Here is a 16,536-nt window from a genome sequence, read left to right as displayed (position 1 = left end):
CACCGGCCGGTCCTGCGGCCGGTCCTGCGGTCAGTCCGCGGAGGGGTCGTGGTGGCGGCCGATGGGCAGCATCAGCGGCCGCCCCGACACCGGGTCGGTGATGATGCGGCTGCGCAGCCCGAAGACCGCCTCCACCGTCTCGGGCGTGAGCACCTGCTCGGGGGCGCCCGCGGCGTGCAGCCTCCCGTCGGCCAGGGCGATGAGGTGGTCGGCGTAGCGGGCCGCCAGGTTGAGGTCGTGCAGCACCATCACGATGGTCGTGCCCAGGGACCGGTTGAGGTCGGTGAGCAGGTCCAGGACCTCCACCTGGTGGCTGACGTCCAGGAACGTCGTCGGCTCGTCGAGCAGCAGCAGGTCCGTGCGCTGGGCCAGCGCCATCGCGATCCACACCCGCTGGCGCTGCCCGCCGGAGAGCTCGTCCACCGGACGGTCGGCCAGCCCCAGGGTCCCGGTGGCCTCCAGTGCGGCGGCCACCGCCTCGTCGTCCTCGCGGGTCCACCGCGAGAACACCCCCTGGTGGGGGTGGCGGCCGCGGCCCACCAGGTCGCTCACCGCGATCCCCTCGGGGGCGATGGGCGACTGCGGCAGCAGCCCCAGAGTGCGGGCCACCTGCTTGGACGGCATCCGGTGGACCTTCTCGCCGTCCAGCAGCACCTGCCCGGACCGGGGGGACAGCAGCCGCGACATGGCCCGCAGCAGCGTGGACTTGCCGCAGGCGTTGGCGCCGACGATCACGGTGATGCGCCCCGGCGGCACCGCCAGGTCCAGGTCCTCGATGACGGTCCGGTCCTGGTACCCCAGGGTCAGGTCCTCGACGAGGAGTGAATGGGCCGTGGTCACAGGGAGCCTCCCGCGCGGTGGGTGCGGACGATCAGGTACACGAGGTAAGGCGCGCCCAGCACGCCGGTGACGACGCCGACGGGGAACCGGGTGCCGAGCAGGAACTGGCCCGCGAAGTCCGCGACCAGCACCAGCAGCGCGCCGACCAGGGCGGCCGGCAGCAGCAGGGACCCGCCCGGGCCCACCAGGCGGGCCGCGATGGGGCCGGACAGGAACGCCACGAACGCGATGGGGCCCGCGGCCGCGGTCGCGAACGAGATGAGCCCCACCGCCGCGACGATGAGGACCAACCGGGTGCGGTCCACCCGCACCCCCAGCGCCGCGGCGGTGTCGTCCCCCAGCCGCAGGGCGTCCAGGTCCCCGGCCCGGGCCAGCAGCACCGGGGCCAGGAGCGCCAGGGCGGCCGCGGCGGGGACGACCGCCTCCCAGCCGGCCCCGTTGAGGCTGCCGGTCAGCCAGCGCAGCGCCTCCTGGAGGTCCCACTGGGCGGCCCTGTCCAGGATGTGGTCGGTGATGCTGTGGAGCATCGCGGCGATGCCGATGCCCACCAGCACCAGCCGTCCGCCCGCCACCCCGTTGCGGTACGACAGCAGGTACACCAGCAGCGCCACGGCCAGGCCGGAGGCGATGGCGAACGCCGACACCCCGAGGCCCTCCAGGGAGAGCACCACGATCGCGAAGGTGGCGCCCGTCCCGGCCCCGGCGCTGATGCCGATGATGTCGGGGCTGGCCAGCGGGTTGCGCAGCATGGTCTGGAAGGTGACGCCGGCCAGGCCGAAGCTCAGTCCGGCGACCACGGCCAGCACGGCCCGGGGCAGCCGGAGCCGTCCGACGGTGAACGAGGCGCCGGGCACGTCGCGGCCCAGGATCACGCCGATGACGTCGCCGGGCGGGTAGAAGGTCCTCCCGACCATGAGGGTGACGGCGAACCCGGCCGCGATGAGGACGCCCAGGACGGTGATGACGACCAGGCGCCGCCGGCCGCGGGCGCGCCGCCCCCGGGCGACGGCGGACACGACGGCCTCGCCGGGGGCGGGGACGGGGGACCGGGTGGTGTCGATGGCGGAACCGCTCACAGTGCACGGACCTTGTGTCGGCGGACGATGGAGATGAAGACGGGGGCGCCGATGAGCGCGGTCACGATGCCGACGTCGAGTTCCGCCGGCCGGGCGACGATGCGGCCCAGGATGTCGGCGGCGGTCAGCAGGGCGGCGCCGCCCAGGGCGGAGAACGGCAGCAGCCAGCGGTGGTCCCCGCCGATGAGCATGCGGAAGGCGTGCGGCACCACCAGGCCGACGAACGCGATGGGCCCGGTGACGGCGGTGGACGCCCCGCACAGGACCACGGCGCCCAGGGAGGCCGTGGCGCGGGCGGTGGCCACCCGGGCGCCCAGCCCGGCGGCGAGTTCGTCGCCCAGGGCGAGCAGGTCCAGGCCGCGCGCGGACAGCAGGCACAGCAGGAGGCCGACCACCAGGAACGGCAGGACCTGGGACACGGCCTCGAAGGTGCCGCCGCCCACGCCGCCGATCTGCCAGGAGCGGACGCTCTCGGCGATGTCGCCGCGCGGCAGGGCCACGGCGGTGATCAGCGAGGTGAGCGCGGCCGAGGTGGCCGCTCCCGCCAGGGCGAGCTTGAGGGGGGTGGGGCCGCCGCGGCCCAGGGAGCCGACGACGTACACGGCGACGGCGGTGGCCGCGGCCCCGGCGATCGCCACCCAGATCCGGGAGGTGGCGGTGGCCAGCCCGAAGTAGGCCATGCCGGTGACCACGGCCAGCGAGGCGCCCATGTTGACGCCCAGGATGCCGGGGTCGGCCAGCGGGTTGCGGGTGACGCCCTGCATGACCGCTCCGGCCAGGCCCAGCGCGGCACCGGCCAGCACCGCGAGCACGGTGCGGGGGATGCGCTTGGCGACGGCCGCCCGGCCGAAGCCCTCGGTGTCGCCGCCCAGGGCGGCGAGGATGTCGGGCCAGGAGACGCTGCGCGAGCCCACGGTGACCGAGGCGAACATCAGCCCCAGGAGCACCGCGGCGAGCAGGAGCAGCCACAGGGCCTTGGCGCGCCGGGGGCGCCGCACGACGGCGGCGCCCACGGCTGCTGAGGTGTCGTGCACGGTCACTCGGCCTTGTCGGCGGCCTCGGACAGCAGCGACAGGTAGTCGTCCAGGACCCAGGAGATGGCCAGCGGGGTCGGGTTGGCGGCGGTGCCCAGCGGGTCGGTGCCGGGCAGGGCGACGATGGCGCCGCTCTCGACGGCGGGCATCTGGGACAGCAGCGGGTCGCCCTCCAGCGCCTCGACCAGCTCGTCGCCGCCGTAGGTGACGATGATGTCGACGTCGCCGAAGGCGTCGGCCTGCTCGGCGCTGTGGGTGAGGGAGAACGCCTCGGTCTCGGCGGAGGCGGTGGCGACGCTCTCGGGGGTGGACAGGCCCAGGTCCTCGAAGAAGAGGGCGCGGGTGTCGTGGGTGGTGTAGAAGCTGACCTCGCTCAGGTCGGAGGTGTCGACGTGGGTGAGGAACATCGTCGACTTGCCCTCCAGGGAGGGGTGCTCGGCGGCGGCCGCGGCGATCTCCTCCTCCAGGTCGGCGACGAGCGCCTCGCCCTCCTCGGCCATGCCCATGGCCTGGCTGTTGAAGCGGATCATGTCCTGCCAGGGGGTGCCCCAGGCGGTCTCGGGGTAGGCGACGACGGGGGCGATCTCGCTGAGGGTGTCGTAGTCCTCCTGGGTGAGGCCGGAGTAGGCGGCCAGGATGACGTCGGGCTCGGTGTCGGCGACCGCCTCGAAGTCGATGCCGTCGGTCTCGTCGAACAGCACGGGGGGCTCGGCGCCGAGCTCCTGGAGCTTCTCGTCGACCCAGGGCAGCAGGCCGTCGCCGTTGTCGTCGCCGAAGTCGGCGGCGGCCATGCCCACGGGGACGACGCCCAGGGCCAGGGGGACCTCGTGGTTGGCCCAGTTGACGGTGGCGATGCGCTCGGGCTCGGACTCGATGACCGTGGTGCCCAGGGCGTGCTCGATCGTGATCGGGGTCCAGTCCCCGGAGGCCCCGCCCTCCGGCCCGGCGGGCTCGTCGGAGGAGCAGGCGGTGAGCCCGAGGGTGAGCAGCGCCGCCGCGGCGGCGGCGGTGGGCGTGAGAACGCGGGACATGGTGTCCTTCCGATCAGGGGACCGCGCCCCGGCGGCCGCGGCCGTCGCCGCCCGCCGGGGAGTCGTCGCAGGGCAGGGGCACCCGCGACAACGGAAGATAAGGGTTGCCTAACCGAACTTAGGGTGCATTTACCCGACGCGCAATCACGCAGATGTGACAACCTTTGTCGCGAAACGGACATCCGTCCCCCGGGACGCCGTCACCCGGCCCGGAAACGGCCGGGGCTGGTGCCCGTGATACGGCGGAACGCCGTGCCGAACGCGCTCGCCGAGTGATAGCCGACACACGCCGCCACGTCCTCGATGTCCTCCCCGCGCGACAGCAGCGCGATCGCGTGCCGCACCCGCGCGGTGGCCACCCAGCGGCTGAAGCCCAGCCCGGTCCCGGCCCGGAACGCCCGCGTGATGGTGCGGGTGCTCACCCCCAGCCGGGCCGCCCACGCGGCCAGGGTGGTGGTGTCCGCCGGGTCCGCCAGCACCGCCTCCACGATGGGGGCCAGCAGCGGGGAGTCGGGGATCTGCAGCAGGATCTCGTTGCGGGCCGGGGCGATCAGGTCCGGCACCATGCCCTCGGTGCGGGCGCGCTCGTCCCCGGACAGGTCCCCGTGGTCCAGGCGGTCCAGCAGCAGCCGCAGCAGCGGCGTGACCTCGACCGCCACCGGCCGGTCGGCGATCGCGGGCACCGCGTGCACCCCGAAGTGCGCGGCCCGGTGCCGGGTCCCGGCGGGCGTCCACCCGCTGTGGCGCACCCCGGCGGGGATCCACAGGCCCACCGTCGGCGTGATGGTCCACACCCGCGTCCCGACCGTCGCCGAGGAGGCGCCGTGCTCGTTCCACAGCAGCTCGTGGGTGGGGTGGGCGTGCTCCTCCCAGAAGGTGTCGCGGGCGATGACCTCCTCCGAGCCCCACACCACGAACGGCACGTCGATCTCCCCGGCCTCGTACACGGGCAGCCGGCGGTTGTCGAACCCCGGGTCCGCACCGGGAAGGACGTCTCGTATGACCACGTCGTTCAGGGTACGGCCCCGGTCCGCGGGCGGTCGGCCGCCTCCTCCTTCCCGCCGTCATGAGAGTGGTGGCGGCCCCGGTCCGCGCACAGTCAGCCCCACCCGTCGCGGTCCCGGGCAACGGGAGCCGGGACGGCCCCGGCCCGCGCGGTCGGCCCCACTCGTCGCGGTCCCGGGCGACAAGGGCCGGGTACGGCCCCGGGCCGCGGTCGGCCGCGCCCCCGCCCGCGCCCGCGGGGGCGGGCGGTGCGATGCTGTCGGTGACCCGCAGGCATTCGACGGAGGAGCCCCATGACGGCGTTCGACCTCGGCGCGTTCCGCGCGCAGTTCCCCTCCCTGGATTCGGGGATCGCCCACTTCGACGGGCCCGGCGGCACCCAGACCCCGGTCCGGGTCGGGGAGGCGATCGCCCGAACGCTCACCGGGCCGCTGTCCAACCGGGGGACGTCGGCGGTCTCGGAGGCCAACGCCGAGGCGGCCGTGGCGGCGTTCCGCCGCGCCTACGCCGACCTGCTGGGGTGCGTGCCCGAGGGCGTGGTGTACGGGCGCAGCGCCACCCAGATCACCTACGACTTCTCCCGCCACCTGTCCAAGGACTGGGGCCCCGGCGACGAGGTCGTGGTCACCCGGCTGGACCACGACTCCAACGTCCGCCCCTGGGTGCAGGCCGCCGAGCGCACCGGCGCGGCCGTGCGGTGGATCGACTTCGACCCGGCCACCGCCGAGCCCGACCTGTCCGGGCTGGACGCGGTGATCAACGAGCGCACCCGGCTGGTGGCCGTCGGGGCGGCCTCCAACCTGCTGGGCACCCGGGTACCCGTGCGCGCGATCGCCGACCGCGCCCACCGGGCGGGGGCGCTGGTCTACGTCGACGGGGTGCACCACGCCGCCCACGCGGTGGTGGACGTGCGGGAGCTGGGCGCCGACTTCTACGTGTGCTCCCCCTACAAGTTCCTGGGCCCGCACTGCGCGGTCCTGGCCGCCGACCCGGCGCTGCTGGAGACCGTCGTCCCGGACAAGCTGGTGCCCTCCACCGACGCGGTGCCCGAGCGGTTCGAGTACGGCACCCTGCCCTACGAGACCATGGCCGGGGCCACCGAGGCGGTGGAGGTGCTGGCCGACCTCGCCCCCGCGGGCGGCGACCGGCGCGGGCGGCTGGCCGCCGCCCGCCGGCTGCTGGAGGAGCACGAGGTGTCGCTGCGCGACAGGGTCGAGGCGGCCCTGGCCGGGCTGGGCGGGGCGGTGGAGGTGCACTCGCGGGCGGCCGAGCGCACGCCGACGCTGTTCATGACCTTCCCCGGCCGCCGCAGCGCCGACGTCTCGCGCCTGCTCGCCGAACGCGGCGTGCTGGCCCCCGCCGGGAGCTTCTACGCCTACGAGGCGTTCGCCCGGCTGGGCGTCGACGACACCGCCGGGCTGCGCGTGGGCATGGCCCCCTACACGGCGGAGGAGGACGTCGACCGCCTGCTGTCCGCCCTCGCCGACGCCCTGCGCTGACCGGCTGCCGCGGGCCCCGGGTCAGCGGGCCAGGGCGCGGTGGGCGGCGGCCAGGCGGTCGGTGTCGGTGCCCTTCCCGGCACCGGTGACGGCGTCCGCCCAGGTCAAGAGGGTGTCCACGGCCGAGTCGGCGGGCGGGGGCGCGGTGGGGCGCTCCCCCAGGGCGACCCGGCCGGTGGTGCCGTCGAGGGTGAGGAGGTCGCCCTCGGCGGCCCAGCGGTCCCCCGCGCGCACGCGCCCCGGTTCGACGTGCAGGCCGGCCGCGCCCACCACCGCGGGCCGGCCCAGGGCGCGGGCCACCACGGCGGCGTGCGAGGCGGCCCCGCCCCGGGCGGTGAGCACCCCCGCCGCGGCGGCGAGCCCCGCCATGTCCGCCGGGGAGGTCTCCGGGCGCACCAGCACCACCGGCCCGCGGGCGGCCATGCGCACCGCCGACGCGGTGTCGGTGGCGATGCGCCCCACCACCGCTCCGGGGCCCGCGGGGGTGCCGCGGGTCCACAGGTCGGCGCCCTCGGCCAGGACGGGCAGCCGGGCGCGTTCCAGGTCGGCGGTCGCGACCCGCGCCAGCGCCTCGGCGCGGGTGATGACGCCGCGTTCGGCGAGGCCGACGGCGGTGCGCACGGCCGCGGCGCCGGAGAAGCCCGCGGGGCGCACCTGGAGGAGCCACAGCCGCCCCGTCTCGACGGTGAACTCCAGGTAGCAGGCGTCCCGGTAGTGGGCCTGCGTGCGCTCCAGGGCGTCGCACAGGTCCGCCCACGCGCGCGGCTCGCGCTCGGCCAGGGCGGTCAGGGGCAGCGGCAGCGCACGCCCGGAGACCACGGCGTCGCCCCGGCTGCGGAAGAGCACGTCGCCGGCGGGGCCGGGCGACCCGTCCACCGGGTCGCGGCCGAACGCCACGCCCGAGGCGCTGCGGTCGTCGCGGTCGCCGTCCGCCATGGCCTGGACGACCACCGCCGTGCCCGCGTCGCCGTCGATCCCGTGCAGCGCCCGGTAGGTGCGGGCCCGCGGGGCGTCCCAGGACCCGAGCACCTCGACGAGGGCCGCCGTCAGCCGTTCCCTGGCCCCGTCGGGCCCGGCGCCGGCGTCCCCGTCGCCGACGGGCGGTGCGCCCAGGCCCAGGACGGTGGCCATCATGCCGGGCATGGACACCGCGGCGCCCGAGCGCACCGACACGGTCAGGGCCGGGGTGCCGCCCAGGGTGCGGCCGGTCCGCCGTTCCAGGGCGGCCAGGGCGGTGCGGACCTCCGCCTCCAGCCCGTCCGGGAGGCGGCCCAGGCGGCGGAAGGCCCGGCAGGCCCCGGTGGTGACGACGAACCCCGGCGGCACGGGCAGGCCCAGGCGCCGCAGGGTGATGAGGCCGTGGGCCTTGCCGCCGATGTCGCCGGGCCCGTCGGCCACGGCCGGGTCCAGGGGCCGCACCCACCTCATCGGGGGACCCCCAGGGTGGCGAGCAGGTCCTCGTGGAGCTGGAACCAGAGCGTGTGGTAGGAGGCGAGGTGGTCGGTCAGGTACTCCGTGCGCCCCGCACGGGCGTGCTCCAGGGCGCGGGCCAGGCCGGGCCGGTACCGGCCGAACCGGGGCAGCGCTGCGGCGAGCGCGTCGCAGACCGGGGCCGCCCGCCGGTCCAGGTCGGCGAACAGGTCCAGGACGCGGGCCTCGGCGGCCGGGTCGCCGGGGCGGCGCAGCTGCCAGGCCGAGCACAGGTCGAGGAGTTCGGGGTTGAGCTCCAGGAACCGCTCGTAGGCGGCCGCGACGGCCGGTCCGGCCCCGGCGGCCTCCAGCTCCCGGGCCCGCGCGCGGGCGTCGGCCTCCCGTCCGGCCGCGGTCTGCCCCCAGCCGCCGAAGGGCCCGCTGTGGCGGGTCACCAGTCCGTCGACGGCCAGGTCGATGAGGGCGGACTCGGCCTCGCCCGGGTCCAGGCCGGTGACGGCGGCGACGGTCTCCACGGAGCTGAACCCGATGCAGCGCAGGGTGGACAGCACCACGGCGGGGGGATCGGTGGACGCCATGTCCGCACCTCACGCCTTCTCAGATGTCGATGACATCCAGATGATAACCACATCTGAATACCAATGGCATCCGAAAGCCCGCCGCTCAGCCCGGGGCGTCCAGCTGGGGGGCGACCAGGCGCCGGTAGGCGGGGCAGTCCCGGAGCAGGTCGGCGTGGGTGCCGTCGCCCACCGGGACCCCCGCGTCCAGGACGATGATCCGTTCGGCGCGCACCAGCGTGGTCAGGCGGTGGGCGATGGTGATCGTGGTGCGGCCCGCCCGGGTGGCGGCGATCGCCTCCTGGACGTCGTGTTCGCCGACGGCGTCGAGCTGGCTGACGGCCTCGTCCAGGACCAGCACCCGGGCCGGGTTCAGCAGGGTGCGGGCCAGGGCCAGCCGCTGGCGCTCACCGCCCGACAGGGAGCGGCCGTTGTCGGCGAGCACCGTGTCCAGGCCCTCCGGCAGCCGCCGGACCACGTCGTCCACCCGCGCCGCCTCCAGCACCCGCCACAGGTCGGCGTCGTCGAGGTCGTCGTCGGTGGCCAGCAGCAGGTTGTCGCGCACCGTCTCCCGGAACAGGGCGACGTCCTGGGGCAGCAGCGACACCACCCCCGGCAGCCCCGGTCGGGTGTAGCGGGGCAGGGGCGCCCCGGCGGCCTCCACCCGGCCCTGCCCCGGGTCCACGCACCGGGCCAGGACCTGCGCGAACGTGGACTTGCCCGACCCCGACCTCCCGGCGATCGCGATGTGCTCCCCGGGCCGGACGTGCACGGTCAGGTCCCGCACGGCCGGGCGGGCCGACGCCTGGGGGTCGACGTCGCTCCACCGGAAGGACACCCCCTCGGCCCGGACCCGGCCGCCCTCCTCGGGCGGCGCGGCCAGGTCGCCGTGGGCGGCGACCGGCGGGCGCGCGGTCAGCAGCGCACCGATCCGCGCCGCGGCCTCGCCGGTGGTGCCGTAGTGGCGGGTCATCGCCGCCCATTGCAGGACCGGGGCGGTCGCCATGGTGGCCAGCACGATCGCGAAGGGCACCGCCTCGGGGGCGAGGGTGCCGCGCTCCAGCTGCCAGGCGGCGGCCGCCGCGGTGGCCACCGCCGCCAGCAGGGCGACCGCGCCCAGCACGGCGGTCTCGGCCCCCGAGCGGCGGGCGTTGCGGAACTGGGCGGTGAGCAGCCGGTCGTCCAGGGCGGCCAGCCGCTCGGCCCGCCGGGGCACCAGCCCGTAGCCGACGATCTCGCGGACGGCCCCGGTGTTCTCGGCGACCTCGCCGCCCAGCTCGGCCAGCGCGGTGCGGATCCGCTCGCCCTGGGGGCGCGCCCACCGCCGGGCGGCCAGGGTGAGGGCGACGGACAGGGCCAGGACGGGGGCCGTGAGCAGGGCGGCGGGCGGGCTCACCGCGGCCAGCGCGCCCCACAGCAGCGGGGTGGCCGCCCAGGCGCTGAGCGTGTAGATGGAGGAGTGGGCGTAGAAGATCTCCAGCGCCTCGGCGTCCGACAGGGACGAGGTGAGCAGGTCGCCGGAGCGGCGGCGGGAGAGTCCGGCGGGGGCGAGCCGGGCCAGGGCGTCGTACACCCACAGCCGCACCCGGGCCAGCACCCGGAAGCTCAGGTCGTGCGAGAGCCAGGACTCCAGCCACGAGGCGGCCGACCGGACGGCCACGGCCGCCAGGGTGGCGGCCGCCGGTGCCGCCAGGTCCGCGGGCCCGCCGCCGGCCAGGACCGTGACGACGGCCCACACCCCGCCCAGCGCGGCACCCGCCTGGGCCAGCAGGGCCAGGGTGTTGAAGGCGACGGCCGCCAGGTACACGCCCCGGTGGCCGGCCAGGGCCGCCCACATGCCGGGCCAGGTGGCGAGCCCGGCCGCGGGCGGCACCGGCCCGGTCGCGGCGGTCATCGCACGCCTCCCGTCCCCGCGCGCTGGGCGTCGACCAGCCGCGCCCAGTGCCCCTGTCCCAGTGCCAGTTCCCCCGGCGGGCCGAACTCCGCCACCCGCCCCCGGTCCAGGACCAGGACCAGGTCGGCGTGCGCGACGGTGGAGAGCCGGTGCGCGATGACGACCATGGTGCGCTCGCCGCGCCCGGCGCGCAGGAAGCCGGTGATGAGCGCCTCGTTCTCCGCGTCCAGCGCGCTGGTGGCCTCGTCCAGGAGCAGCAGCCGGGCGTCGGCGGCCAGGGCGCGGGCCAGGGCGACGCGCTGGCGCTGGCCTCCCGAGAGCAGCCGCCCGCCCTCGCCCACCGCGGAGTCGAGGCCGTCGTCCAGCTGCCCGGCCACGTCGTCCACCCGGGCCCGGGCGACGGCGTCGGCGACCCGGGCGTCGGCCTCCGGTCCGGGGGGACCGGCGGCGAGGGCGATGTTCTCCCGGATCGTGCCGGACAGCAGGACCACGTCCTGTGCGACGCGGGCGGTGCCGCGGCGCAGCCCGGACAGCGACAGGTCGGTGAGGTCGCGGCCCTGGAGCAGGACCCGCCCGGAGTCGGGGTCCATGTCGCGCAGCAGCAGCCGCCCCAGGGTGGTCTTGCCCGCGCCGGAGGCGCCGACCACCGCGAGCACCGAGCCCGCGGGGACGGCGAACGACACCCCGCGCAGCGCGGGCCCGGCCGCGCCCGGGAAGGTGAAGTCCACGTTCTCGAAGGCCACCGAGGGCGGCCCCGCCCACTCCACCGGTGCCGCCCCGGGCCGGTCGCGGACGGGGGGCTCGGTCTCCAGCAGCCGGGTGATCGCGCCGGCCGCGGCGATGCCGTGGAACCCCTCGTGCCAGTACCCGCTCAGCTCCTGCTGGGGGCGGAAGCACTCGGCGGACAGGAACAGCACCAGCAGCACCGACTCCAGGGGCAGCGAGCCGCGGGAGGCCTCCAGCGCCGCCGTGAGCGTGGCCCCGGCCGTCCCGACGGACATCGCCGCGTTCATCACCGCCGACACCCCCAGCGAGGCCCGCATGTTCGCGGTCGTGGCCGCGCGCAGGTCCTCGGCGGCCCCGGCCAGGTGCGTGCGCCGCCGGTCGGCGGCGCCCAGCGCCACCAGGGTCGGCAGGCCGCGGACGGTGTCGCCGACCCGGTCGGCGAACGCCTCGAACCTGTCCCAGTGGTCCCGGGCCCGGTCGCGCAGGACCAGGCGCCACAGGCGCTGGGCGAAGGGGACCGTGAGCACGCACACCAACACCACGACCGCCACCGGCGGGGAGACCGCGACGAGCACGGCGAGCAGCACCGCCGGGACCGCCCACGACACCAGCAGCTGGGGCAGGTAGAACCCGATGTAGCCCTGGAGGTGCTCGACCCCGTCGACGGCGGTCGGCTGCACCCCGCCGCGCCCCCGCGGCCAGGTGTGGCCGGGGCCCAGTTCGTAGATCCGGTCCATCACCCGGGCCCGGACCGCCCGTTTGACCCGGGCCGCGGTGGCGGTCGCCAGCTGGTCGCGGACCCACAGGCAGACCCCGCGCCCGGCCGCGCAGGCGGCGGTGGCGGCCAGGGCTCCCGCCACCGCCGGCGCGCCGCCGTCCCCCCAGCGCAGCAGGGCTCCGGTCACGGAGGCCAGGCCGAAGGCCACCCCCACGGAGAACCCGGCGGCCGCCACCGCGGCGGCCGCGGTGGCGGCGACGCCGCCGCGTACGGGGGCCAGGAAGGGCCGGATCCCTCGGTTCAGGTACATCGCCGGGCCTTTCGTCTGCGGTAGGGGGCGGTGGCGGACGGGACCGGTCAGAACAGGTCGGGGTGCAGTTCGGCGGCGATCCGCTCGACCGCGTCGATGTTGCCCAGGGTCCCGGGGAACAGGTCCGAGTTCGGCACCGCGACGAGCCGGTCCCGGGCGACGGCCGACACGTCGGGGAAGGTCTCGGCCAGGTACGCGCGGGTGGCGGCCTCGTGCTCGGCGTCGTTGACGGAGAACACGATGACCTCGGGGTCGCGCGAGGTGATCTCCTCCGGGGTGACGACGGCGGCGAAGAACTCGGCGAAGGCGGGTTCGTCGCGCTCGAAGACGTTGTCGCCGCCGGCGCGGTCGATGATGTCGTACTCCACGCCGCCGCCGATCGCGGAGAGGGTCGTCCCCTCGACGTAGAGCTGGGCGACGCTCGGCCGCTCGGCCCCCTCGACGGTGTCGGCGACCTCCTCCAGGCGTGCGCGCCCCTGCTCGGAGAGCTCCTCGGCCCGCTCGGTGACGGAGAAGATCAGGCCGAGGTCGGCGATGTCGGTGAACAGGTCGTCGACCGTGCCGGCGGCCCGGCGGTCGGAGCAGCCGCCGGTGGCGGTGTAGGCCTCGGCCCCGGCGCCGGCGAGCTGTTCGATGCTGGCGAAGCCCTGCTCGGCGGTGAACTCGTAGTCCGTGGGCGAGTAGACGAAGTCGGGGGCCGCGCCGAGCAGGTCCTCCCGGGCGGGCGGGGCCTCCTCGCTGAGCACGGGCACGTCGGTGAGCTGCGCCGTGATGTCCTCGTCGAGCTCGTGGTGGGCGACCTGGGCCTGGCCGACGAGGCGGTCCGCCAGCCCGAGTTCGACGAGGAGCTCGGTCTGGGAGGGGCTCAGGCCGACGACGCTCGCGGGCGCGGACTGGAACGTCAGCTCCCTGCCGCAGTTCTCGACGGTGACGGGGTACCCCCGGCCGGCCTCCTCCCCGGCCGCGGGCTCGGGCTCCACCGAGGTCCCGCAGGCGCTCAGGGCCAGGGCGGCGCCCGTGAGGAGGGCGAGCGCGGCGAGGGGGCGGCGCCCCCGGGGTGCGTGCCGCCGGGTCGTGTGCTGCCGGTTCATACGGTTCCTTCCGTGAGGGTGTCGGGGGCGGCGGGGCGGGCCACGCCGTGCAGGAGCAGGTGCGGCCGCCGGGGGCCGTGGACGATGTCGGCGTCGACGCGGAAGCGGTCGCGCAGGACGTCGGGGGTGAGGACCTCGGCGGGGGTGCCGGCCCTGTCCAGGCGGCCCTCGACGAGCAGGGCGACCCGGTCGCAGTGGGCCAGGGCCAGGTCGAGGTCGTGCAGGGCGATGAGGGTGGTCAGCCCGAGTTCGCCGATGAGGTCCATGAGTTCGAGCCGGTGGGCGGTGTCCAGGTGGTTGGTGGGCTCGTCCAGGACGAGCACCCGGGCCTGCTGGGTGATCGCCCGGGCCAGCAGGACCCGCTGGCGCTCTCCCCCGGACAGTTCCGCGACCTGGCGGCCGGCCAGTCCGAGCACGCCGACCCGGTCCATCGCCTCCCGGGCGATCTCCAGGTCCCGGTCCGTGTCGGGGGAGAACCCGCGGTGGTGGGGGGTGCGCCCCAGCAGGACGGACTCCAGCGCGGTGATCCCGAAGTCCTCGTGGGAGTCCTGGGCGACCACGGCGACGCGGCGGGCGACCTCGCGCGGCCGCAGGTCGCGCACGTCGTCGCCGTCGAGCAGGACGCGCCCGGTGCTGGGGCGCAGCACCCGGCACACGGTGCGCAGCAGCGTGGACTTGCCGCTGCCGTTGGTGCCCAGGACGCCCAGGACCGATCCGGGGGCCGCCTCGACGGAGACGTCGTGGACCACGGTGCGGCTCCCCCGCGCCACGGAGACCCCCTCCAGTACGACCCTCACCGGTCCATCCCCACGGTCGAGGCGCGGTCGCGCCGCAGCAGCCACAGGAAGAAGGGGGCGCCGACCACGGCGGTGAGGATGCCCAGGGGGACCTCCACCGGTGCGGCGACGGTGCGGGCCATCAGGTCGGCGGCGGCCAGGAAGACGGCGCCGCCGAGCACGCTCACCGGGAGCATGACCCGGTGGTCGGTGCCCACGAGGATGCGCGCGATGTGGGGGATGATCAGGCCGACGAAGCCGATGCTGCCGCTCACCGAGACGACGGCGCCCACCAGGAGGGCGGAGACCAGCAGCAGGACGGTGCGCAGCCGGTCCACGGAGACGCCCAGGGAGGTGGCGGCCTCGTCGCCCGCGAGCAGGGCGTTGATCCCGCGCACGTTGGCGCCGACGACGACGAGCGCGACGAGCAGCGCCAGGGCGGGCGCGAGCAGGGACCCCATGGTGGCGGCCGACACCGAGCCGAGCAGGAAGAACATGACGCTGAAGACGTTCTGCGCCTCGGTGGTCAGTGTGAGGTAGCTGGTGACGGCGCTGAACAGGGCGCCGAGCGCGACCCCGGCGAGGATGAGCCGCTGCGGGGCGACGCGGCCGTGCCTGCGGGCGATGAAGTAGACGGCGGCGGTGGCCGCGGCGGCCCCGGCGAAGGCCGCCGTCGAGAGCGACAGGCCGCCGACGGCCCCGCCCACGACGACCAGGACCGCGCCGACGCCCGCCCCGGAGGAGACGCCCAGGACGTACGGCTCGGCGAGCGGGTTGTGCACGACGGCCTGCATGAGCGCGCCCGCCAGGGCCAGGGAGGCCCCGGCCAGGGCGGCGAGCAGGGCCCGGGGGAGCCGGAAGCCCCACACCGCCTGGTCCTGGAGCACGGTGTAGGTGCCGTCGGTCATCCAGGGCATGCCCGGGACGAGGTGCCCCAGCAGCAGCCGGGCGGCGTCCAGCGGGGTCAGGTCGACCGCCCCGGTGGCGGCCGAGGCCAGGATCACGGCCACGAGGGCGGCCGCCAGGAGGAGCGCGGCGGGGAGGCCGCGCCGCCGCCGTCCGGGCCGGGCGGCCGGGGGCGGTGGCGCGGGGAGCCCGGCGTGGTGCGGGCTGCGCGTGCTCATGGGTCGGGGGTTCCTCTCCGGGGCCGTGGGGGCGGTGCGGGGGCGCGTCCGGCCGGGAGGGGGCGCACACCGGCCACACGGACAATGAAAACGGTTTTCGTTTCATGAGTATAGACCTCCGCGAAACGGGACGGATCCATCGCCCGCCACTCCGGCCCCTCGGTCGCCCCGGGGCCCCGCGCCCGGAGCACGCGAAAGGGGGCGGAACACCCGTTCCGCCCCCGTGGCCCCGCCCGTCCCGCGCCGGTCAGGAACCGGTGGAGTGCTCGTCCCAGTGGCCGTCGTGCTCGCGGTGCAGGTGCCCGTCGTGCACGTAGTCCACGTGTCCTTGGTGGGGCACCGCCACGTGCCCGCACCCCTCCCCGTGCCGGTGGTCGTGGTCCTCGTGGACGGCGTGCCCCTCGTGCGCGCACTCGTCCCAATGGCCCTCGTGGCCGTGGTGCAGGTGCCCGTCGTGCACGTAGTCCACGTGCCCCTGGTGGGGCACCGCCACGTGCCCGCAGGAGGCACCGTGCTCGTGGGTGTGGTCCTCGTGTACGAGGTGTCGCGTCGCCATCGCTCCCCCAGGGGCTCGGTCGGTCCCGCGCCGGCCCGCCGCCGCACCGCTCCGCGGCCGCGCGGCGGACCGGCCGCACAGGGACCAGTCGATCAGAGAACACCCCCGCGGGGAACCTCGGTGGCGGCGGACCGGCGAAAGCTTGACCCGCGCCTCACCTTTCGGCGAGCGCCCCGCCGGCCTCCCGGGGCAGCCCGCCCCGCATCCGCAGGACGAGGTCGGCGCGCGCGGCCTCGCGTTCGGAGTGAGTGGCGTGCACGACGGTGACCCCTCGGGCGCGCTCCTGCTCCAGCACCTCCCCGATCCGGGCGCGGGAGTCCGCGTCCAGGCCGGTCGCGGGCTCGTCGAGCAGGAGCAGGTCCGCCTCCTGGGCCAGCCCCTGGGCCAGCAGGACCCGCTGGCGCTGTCCGCCGGACAGCTCGCCCAGCTGCCGCCGGGCCAGGTCGGCGACCCCCAGCCGCTCCATGCACGCCCCGACCTCCTCCCGGTCCCGGCGGGTCAGCCTGCGCCACGGCCCCCGCAGCCCCCACCTGCCCATCTCCACGGTCTCCCGCACCGTGATGGGCAGCGCGTCGGAGACCGCGCTGCGCTGCACCACGAGGGCGGGGCGGCGCGGCGTGCCCAGGCTCACACTCCCCGCCCGCGGGGCCAGGACCCCGGCCATGACGGACAGCAGCGTGGACTTGCCCGAGCCGTTGGCCCCCACCAGGGCGGTCACCGTCCCCGCGGGAATCGCCAGGGTGACGCCGCGCAGGACGTCGCGGCCGCCGTGGCCCGCGTACACGTCCGCCAGTTCGACCGCCGGCGCCCCTGCCGTACCGGCCCCGTCCGAGGTCATGCCCACCTCCGATTTGGTAGTGAAAACGGT

General features: G+C 76.3%; 15 protein-coding genes. 1 reads left to right on the top strand and 14 read right to left on the bottom strand.

Annotated elements, in window-relative coordinates:
• Positions 1 to 30: 30 nt before the first annotated feature.
• The 5 genes from ACFVNO_RS14190 to ACFVNO_RS14170 form a co-directional block, all read right to left on the bottom strand.
• The gene (locus ACFVNO_RS14190; RefSeq protein WP_378892554.1) at positions 31 to 840 is read right to left on the bottom strand and encodes an ABC transporter ATP-binding protein; all 810 of its coding nucleotides are present in this window, start codon (positions 838 to 840) and stop codon (positions 31 to 33) included.
• A complete protein-coding gene (locus ACFVNO_RS14185) occupies positions 837 to 1,901 on the bottom strand; it encodes a FecCD family ABC transporter permease (RefSeq protein ID WP_378892957.1) in 1,065 nt (354 codons plus the stop codon). The genes ACFVNO_RS14190 and ACFVNO_RS14185 overlap by 4 nt, the downstream gene beginning before the upstream one ends.
• An 11-nt stretch (positions 1,902 to 1,912) precedes the next feature.
• Positions 1,913 to 2,956: an iron ABC transporter permease gene (locus ACFVNO_RS14180; protein WP_355261742.1), complete on the bottom strand. Its 1,044-nt coding sequence runs from the start codon at positions 2,954 to 2,956 to the stop codon at positions 1,913 to 1,915.
• Entirely contained in the window at positions 2,953 to 3,981 is a 1,029-nt protein-coding gene (locus ACFVNO_RS14175) for an iron-siderophore ABC transporter substrate-binding protein (protein ID WP_378892551.1), read from the bottom strand. Before ACFVNO_RS14175 ends, ACFVNO_RS14180 begins: the two co-directional genes overlap by 4 nt.
• A gap of 200 nt (positions 3,982 to 4,181) precedes the next feature.
• Positions 4,182 to 4,988, bottom strand: a complete 807-nt coding sequence (locus tag ACFVNO_RS14170; RefSeq protein ID WP_355261748.1) for an AraC family transcriptional regulator — start codon at positions 4,986 to 4,988, stop codon at positions 4,182 to 4,184.
• A gap of 291 nt (positions 4,989 to 5,279) precedes the next feature.
• On the opposite strand from ACFVNO_RS14170, the gene ACFVNO_RS14165 reads away from it, so the two are divergent.
• Entirely contained in the window at positions 5,280 to 6,485 is a 1,206-nt protein-coding gene (locus tag ACFVNO_RS14165; protein WP_378892549.1) for a cysteine desulfurase-like protein, read from the top strand.
• A 21-nt stretch (positions 6,486 to 6,506) separates the two neighbouring features.
• Here the strand turns inward: ACFVNO_RS14165 and ACFVNO_RS14160 are convergent, their stop codons facing one another.
• From ACFVNO_RS14160 to aztA, 9 genes are all read right to left on the bottom strand, one after another.
• Positions 6,507 to 7,913: a PEP/pyruvate-binding domain-containing protein gene (locus ACFVNO_RS14160; protein ID WP_378892547.1), complete on the bottom strand. Its 1,407-nt coding sequence runs from the start codon at positions 7,911 to 7,913 to the stop codon at positions 6,507 to 6,509.
• Complete coding sequence (locus ACFVNO_RS14155; RefSeq protein WP_378892545.1) at positions 7,910 to 8,494, bottom strand: transcriptional regulator; 585 nt, start codon at positions 8,492 to 8,494, stop codon at positions 7,910 to 7,912. Before ACFVNO_RS14155 ends, ACFVNO_RS14160 begins: the two co-directional genes overlap by 4 nt.
• 85 nt (positions 8,495 to 8,579) lie before the next feature.
• A complete protein-coding gene (locus tag ACFVNO_RS14150) occupies positions 8,580 to 10,367 on the bottom strand; it encodes an ABC transporter ATP-binding protein (RefSeq protein ID WP_378892542.1) in 1,788 nt (595 codons plus the stop codon).
• A complete protein-coding gene (locus ACFVNO_RS14145; RefSeq protein WP_378892539.1) occupies positions 10,364 to 12,121 on the bottom strand; it encodes an ATP-binding cassette domain-containing protein in 1,758 nt (585 codons plus the stop codon). The genes ACFVNO_RS14150 and ACFVNO_RS14145 overlap by 4 nt, the downstream gene beginning before the upstream one ends.
• Positions 12,122 to 12,168: 47 nt before the next feature.
• Entirely contained in the window at positions 12,169 to 13,212 is a 1,044-nt protein-coding gene (locus ACFVNO_RS14140) for an ABC transporter substrate-binding protein (protein WP_378892536.1), read from the bottom strand.
• Complete coding sequence (locus ACFVNO_RS14135) at positions 13,209 to 14,009, bottom strand: ABC transporter ATP-binding protein (protein ID WP_378892533.1); 801 nt, start codon at positions 14,007 to 14,009, stop codon at positions 13,209 to 13,211. Before ACFVNO_RS14135 ends, ACFVNO_RS14140 begins: the two co-directional genes overlap by 4 nt.
• Positions 14,006 to 15,112, bottom strand: coding sequence for a FecCD family ABC transporter permease (locus ACFVNO_RS14130; protein ID WP_378892530.1), 1,107 nt, complete (start codon positions 15,110 to 15,112; stop codon positions 14,006 to 14,008). The genes ACFVNO_RS14135 and ACFVNO_RS14130 overlap by 4 nt, the downstream gene beginning before the upstream one ends.
• A 247-nt stretch (positions 15,113 to 15,359) precedes the next feature.
• Positions 15,360 to 15,668 (bottom strand): threonine dehydratase, encoded by a 309-nt coding sequence (locus ACFVNO_RS14125; protein ID WP_355261775.1) that lies wholly within the window; start codon positions 15,666 to 15,668, stop codon positions 15,360 to 15,362.
• Positions 15,669 to 15,822: 154 nt separating this feature from the next.
• Positions 15,823 to 16,506, bottom strand: coding sequence for a zinc ABC transporter ATP-binding protein AztA (gene aztA / locus ACFVNO_RS14120; protein WP_355261778.1), 684 nt, complete (start codon positions 16,504 to 16,506; stop codon positions 15,823 to 15,825).
• Positions 16,507 to 16,536 lie beyond the last annotated feature (30 nt).

This window comes from Nocardiopsis sp. NPDC057823 (genome assembly GCF_042797335.1).
GTDB lineage: Bacteria > Actinomycetota > Actinomycetes > Streptosporangiales > Streptosporangiaceae > Nocardiopsis > Nocardiopsis changdeensis.
The sequence above is the reverse complement of the archived record's forward strand: the minus strand, read 5'-3'. Positions and strand labels throughout refer to the sequence as shown.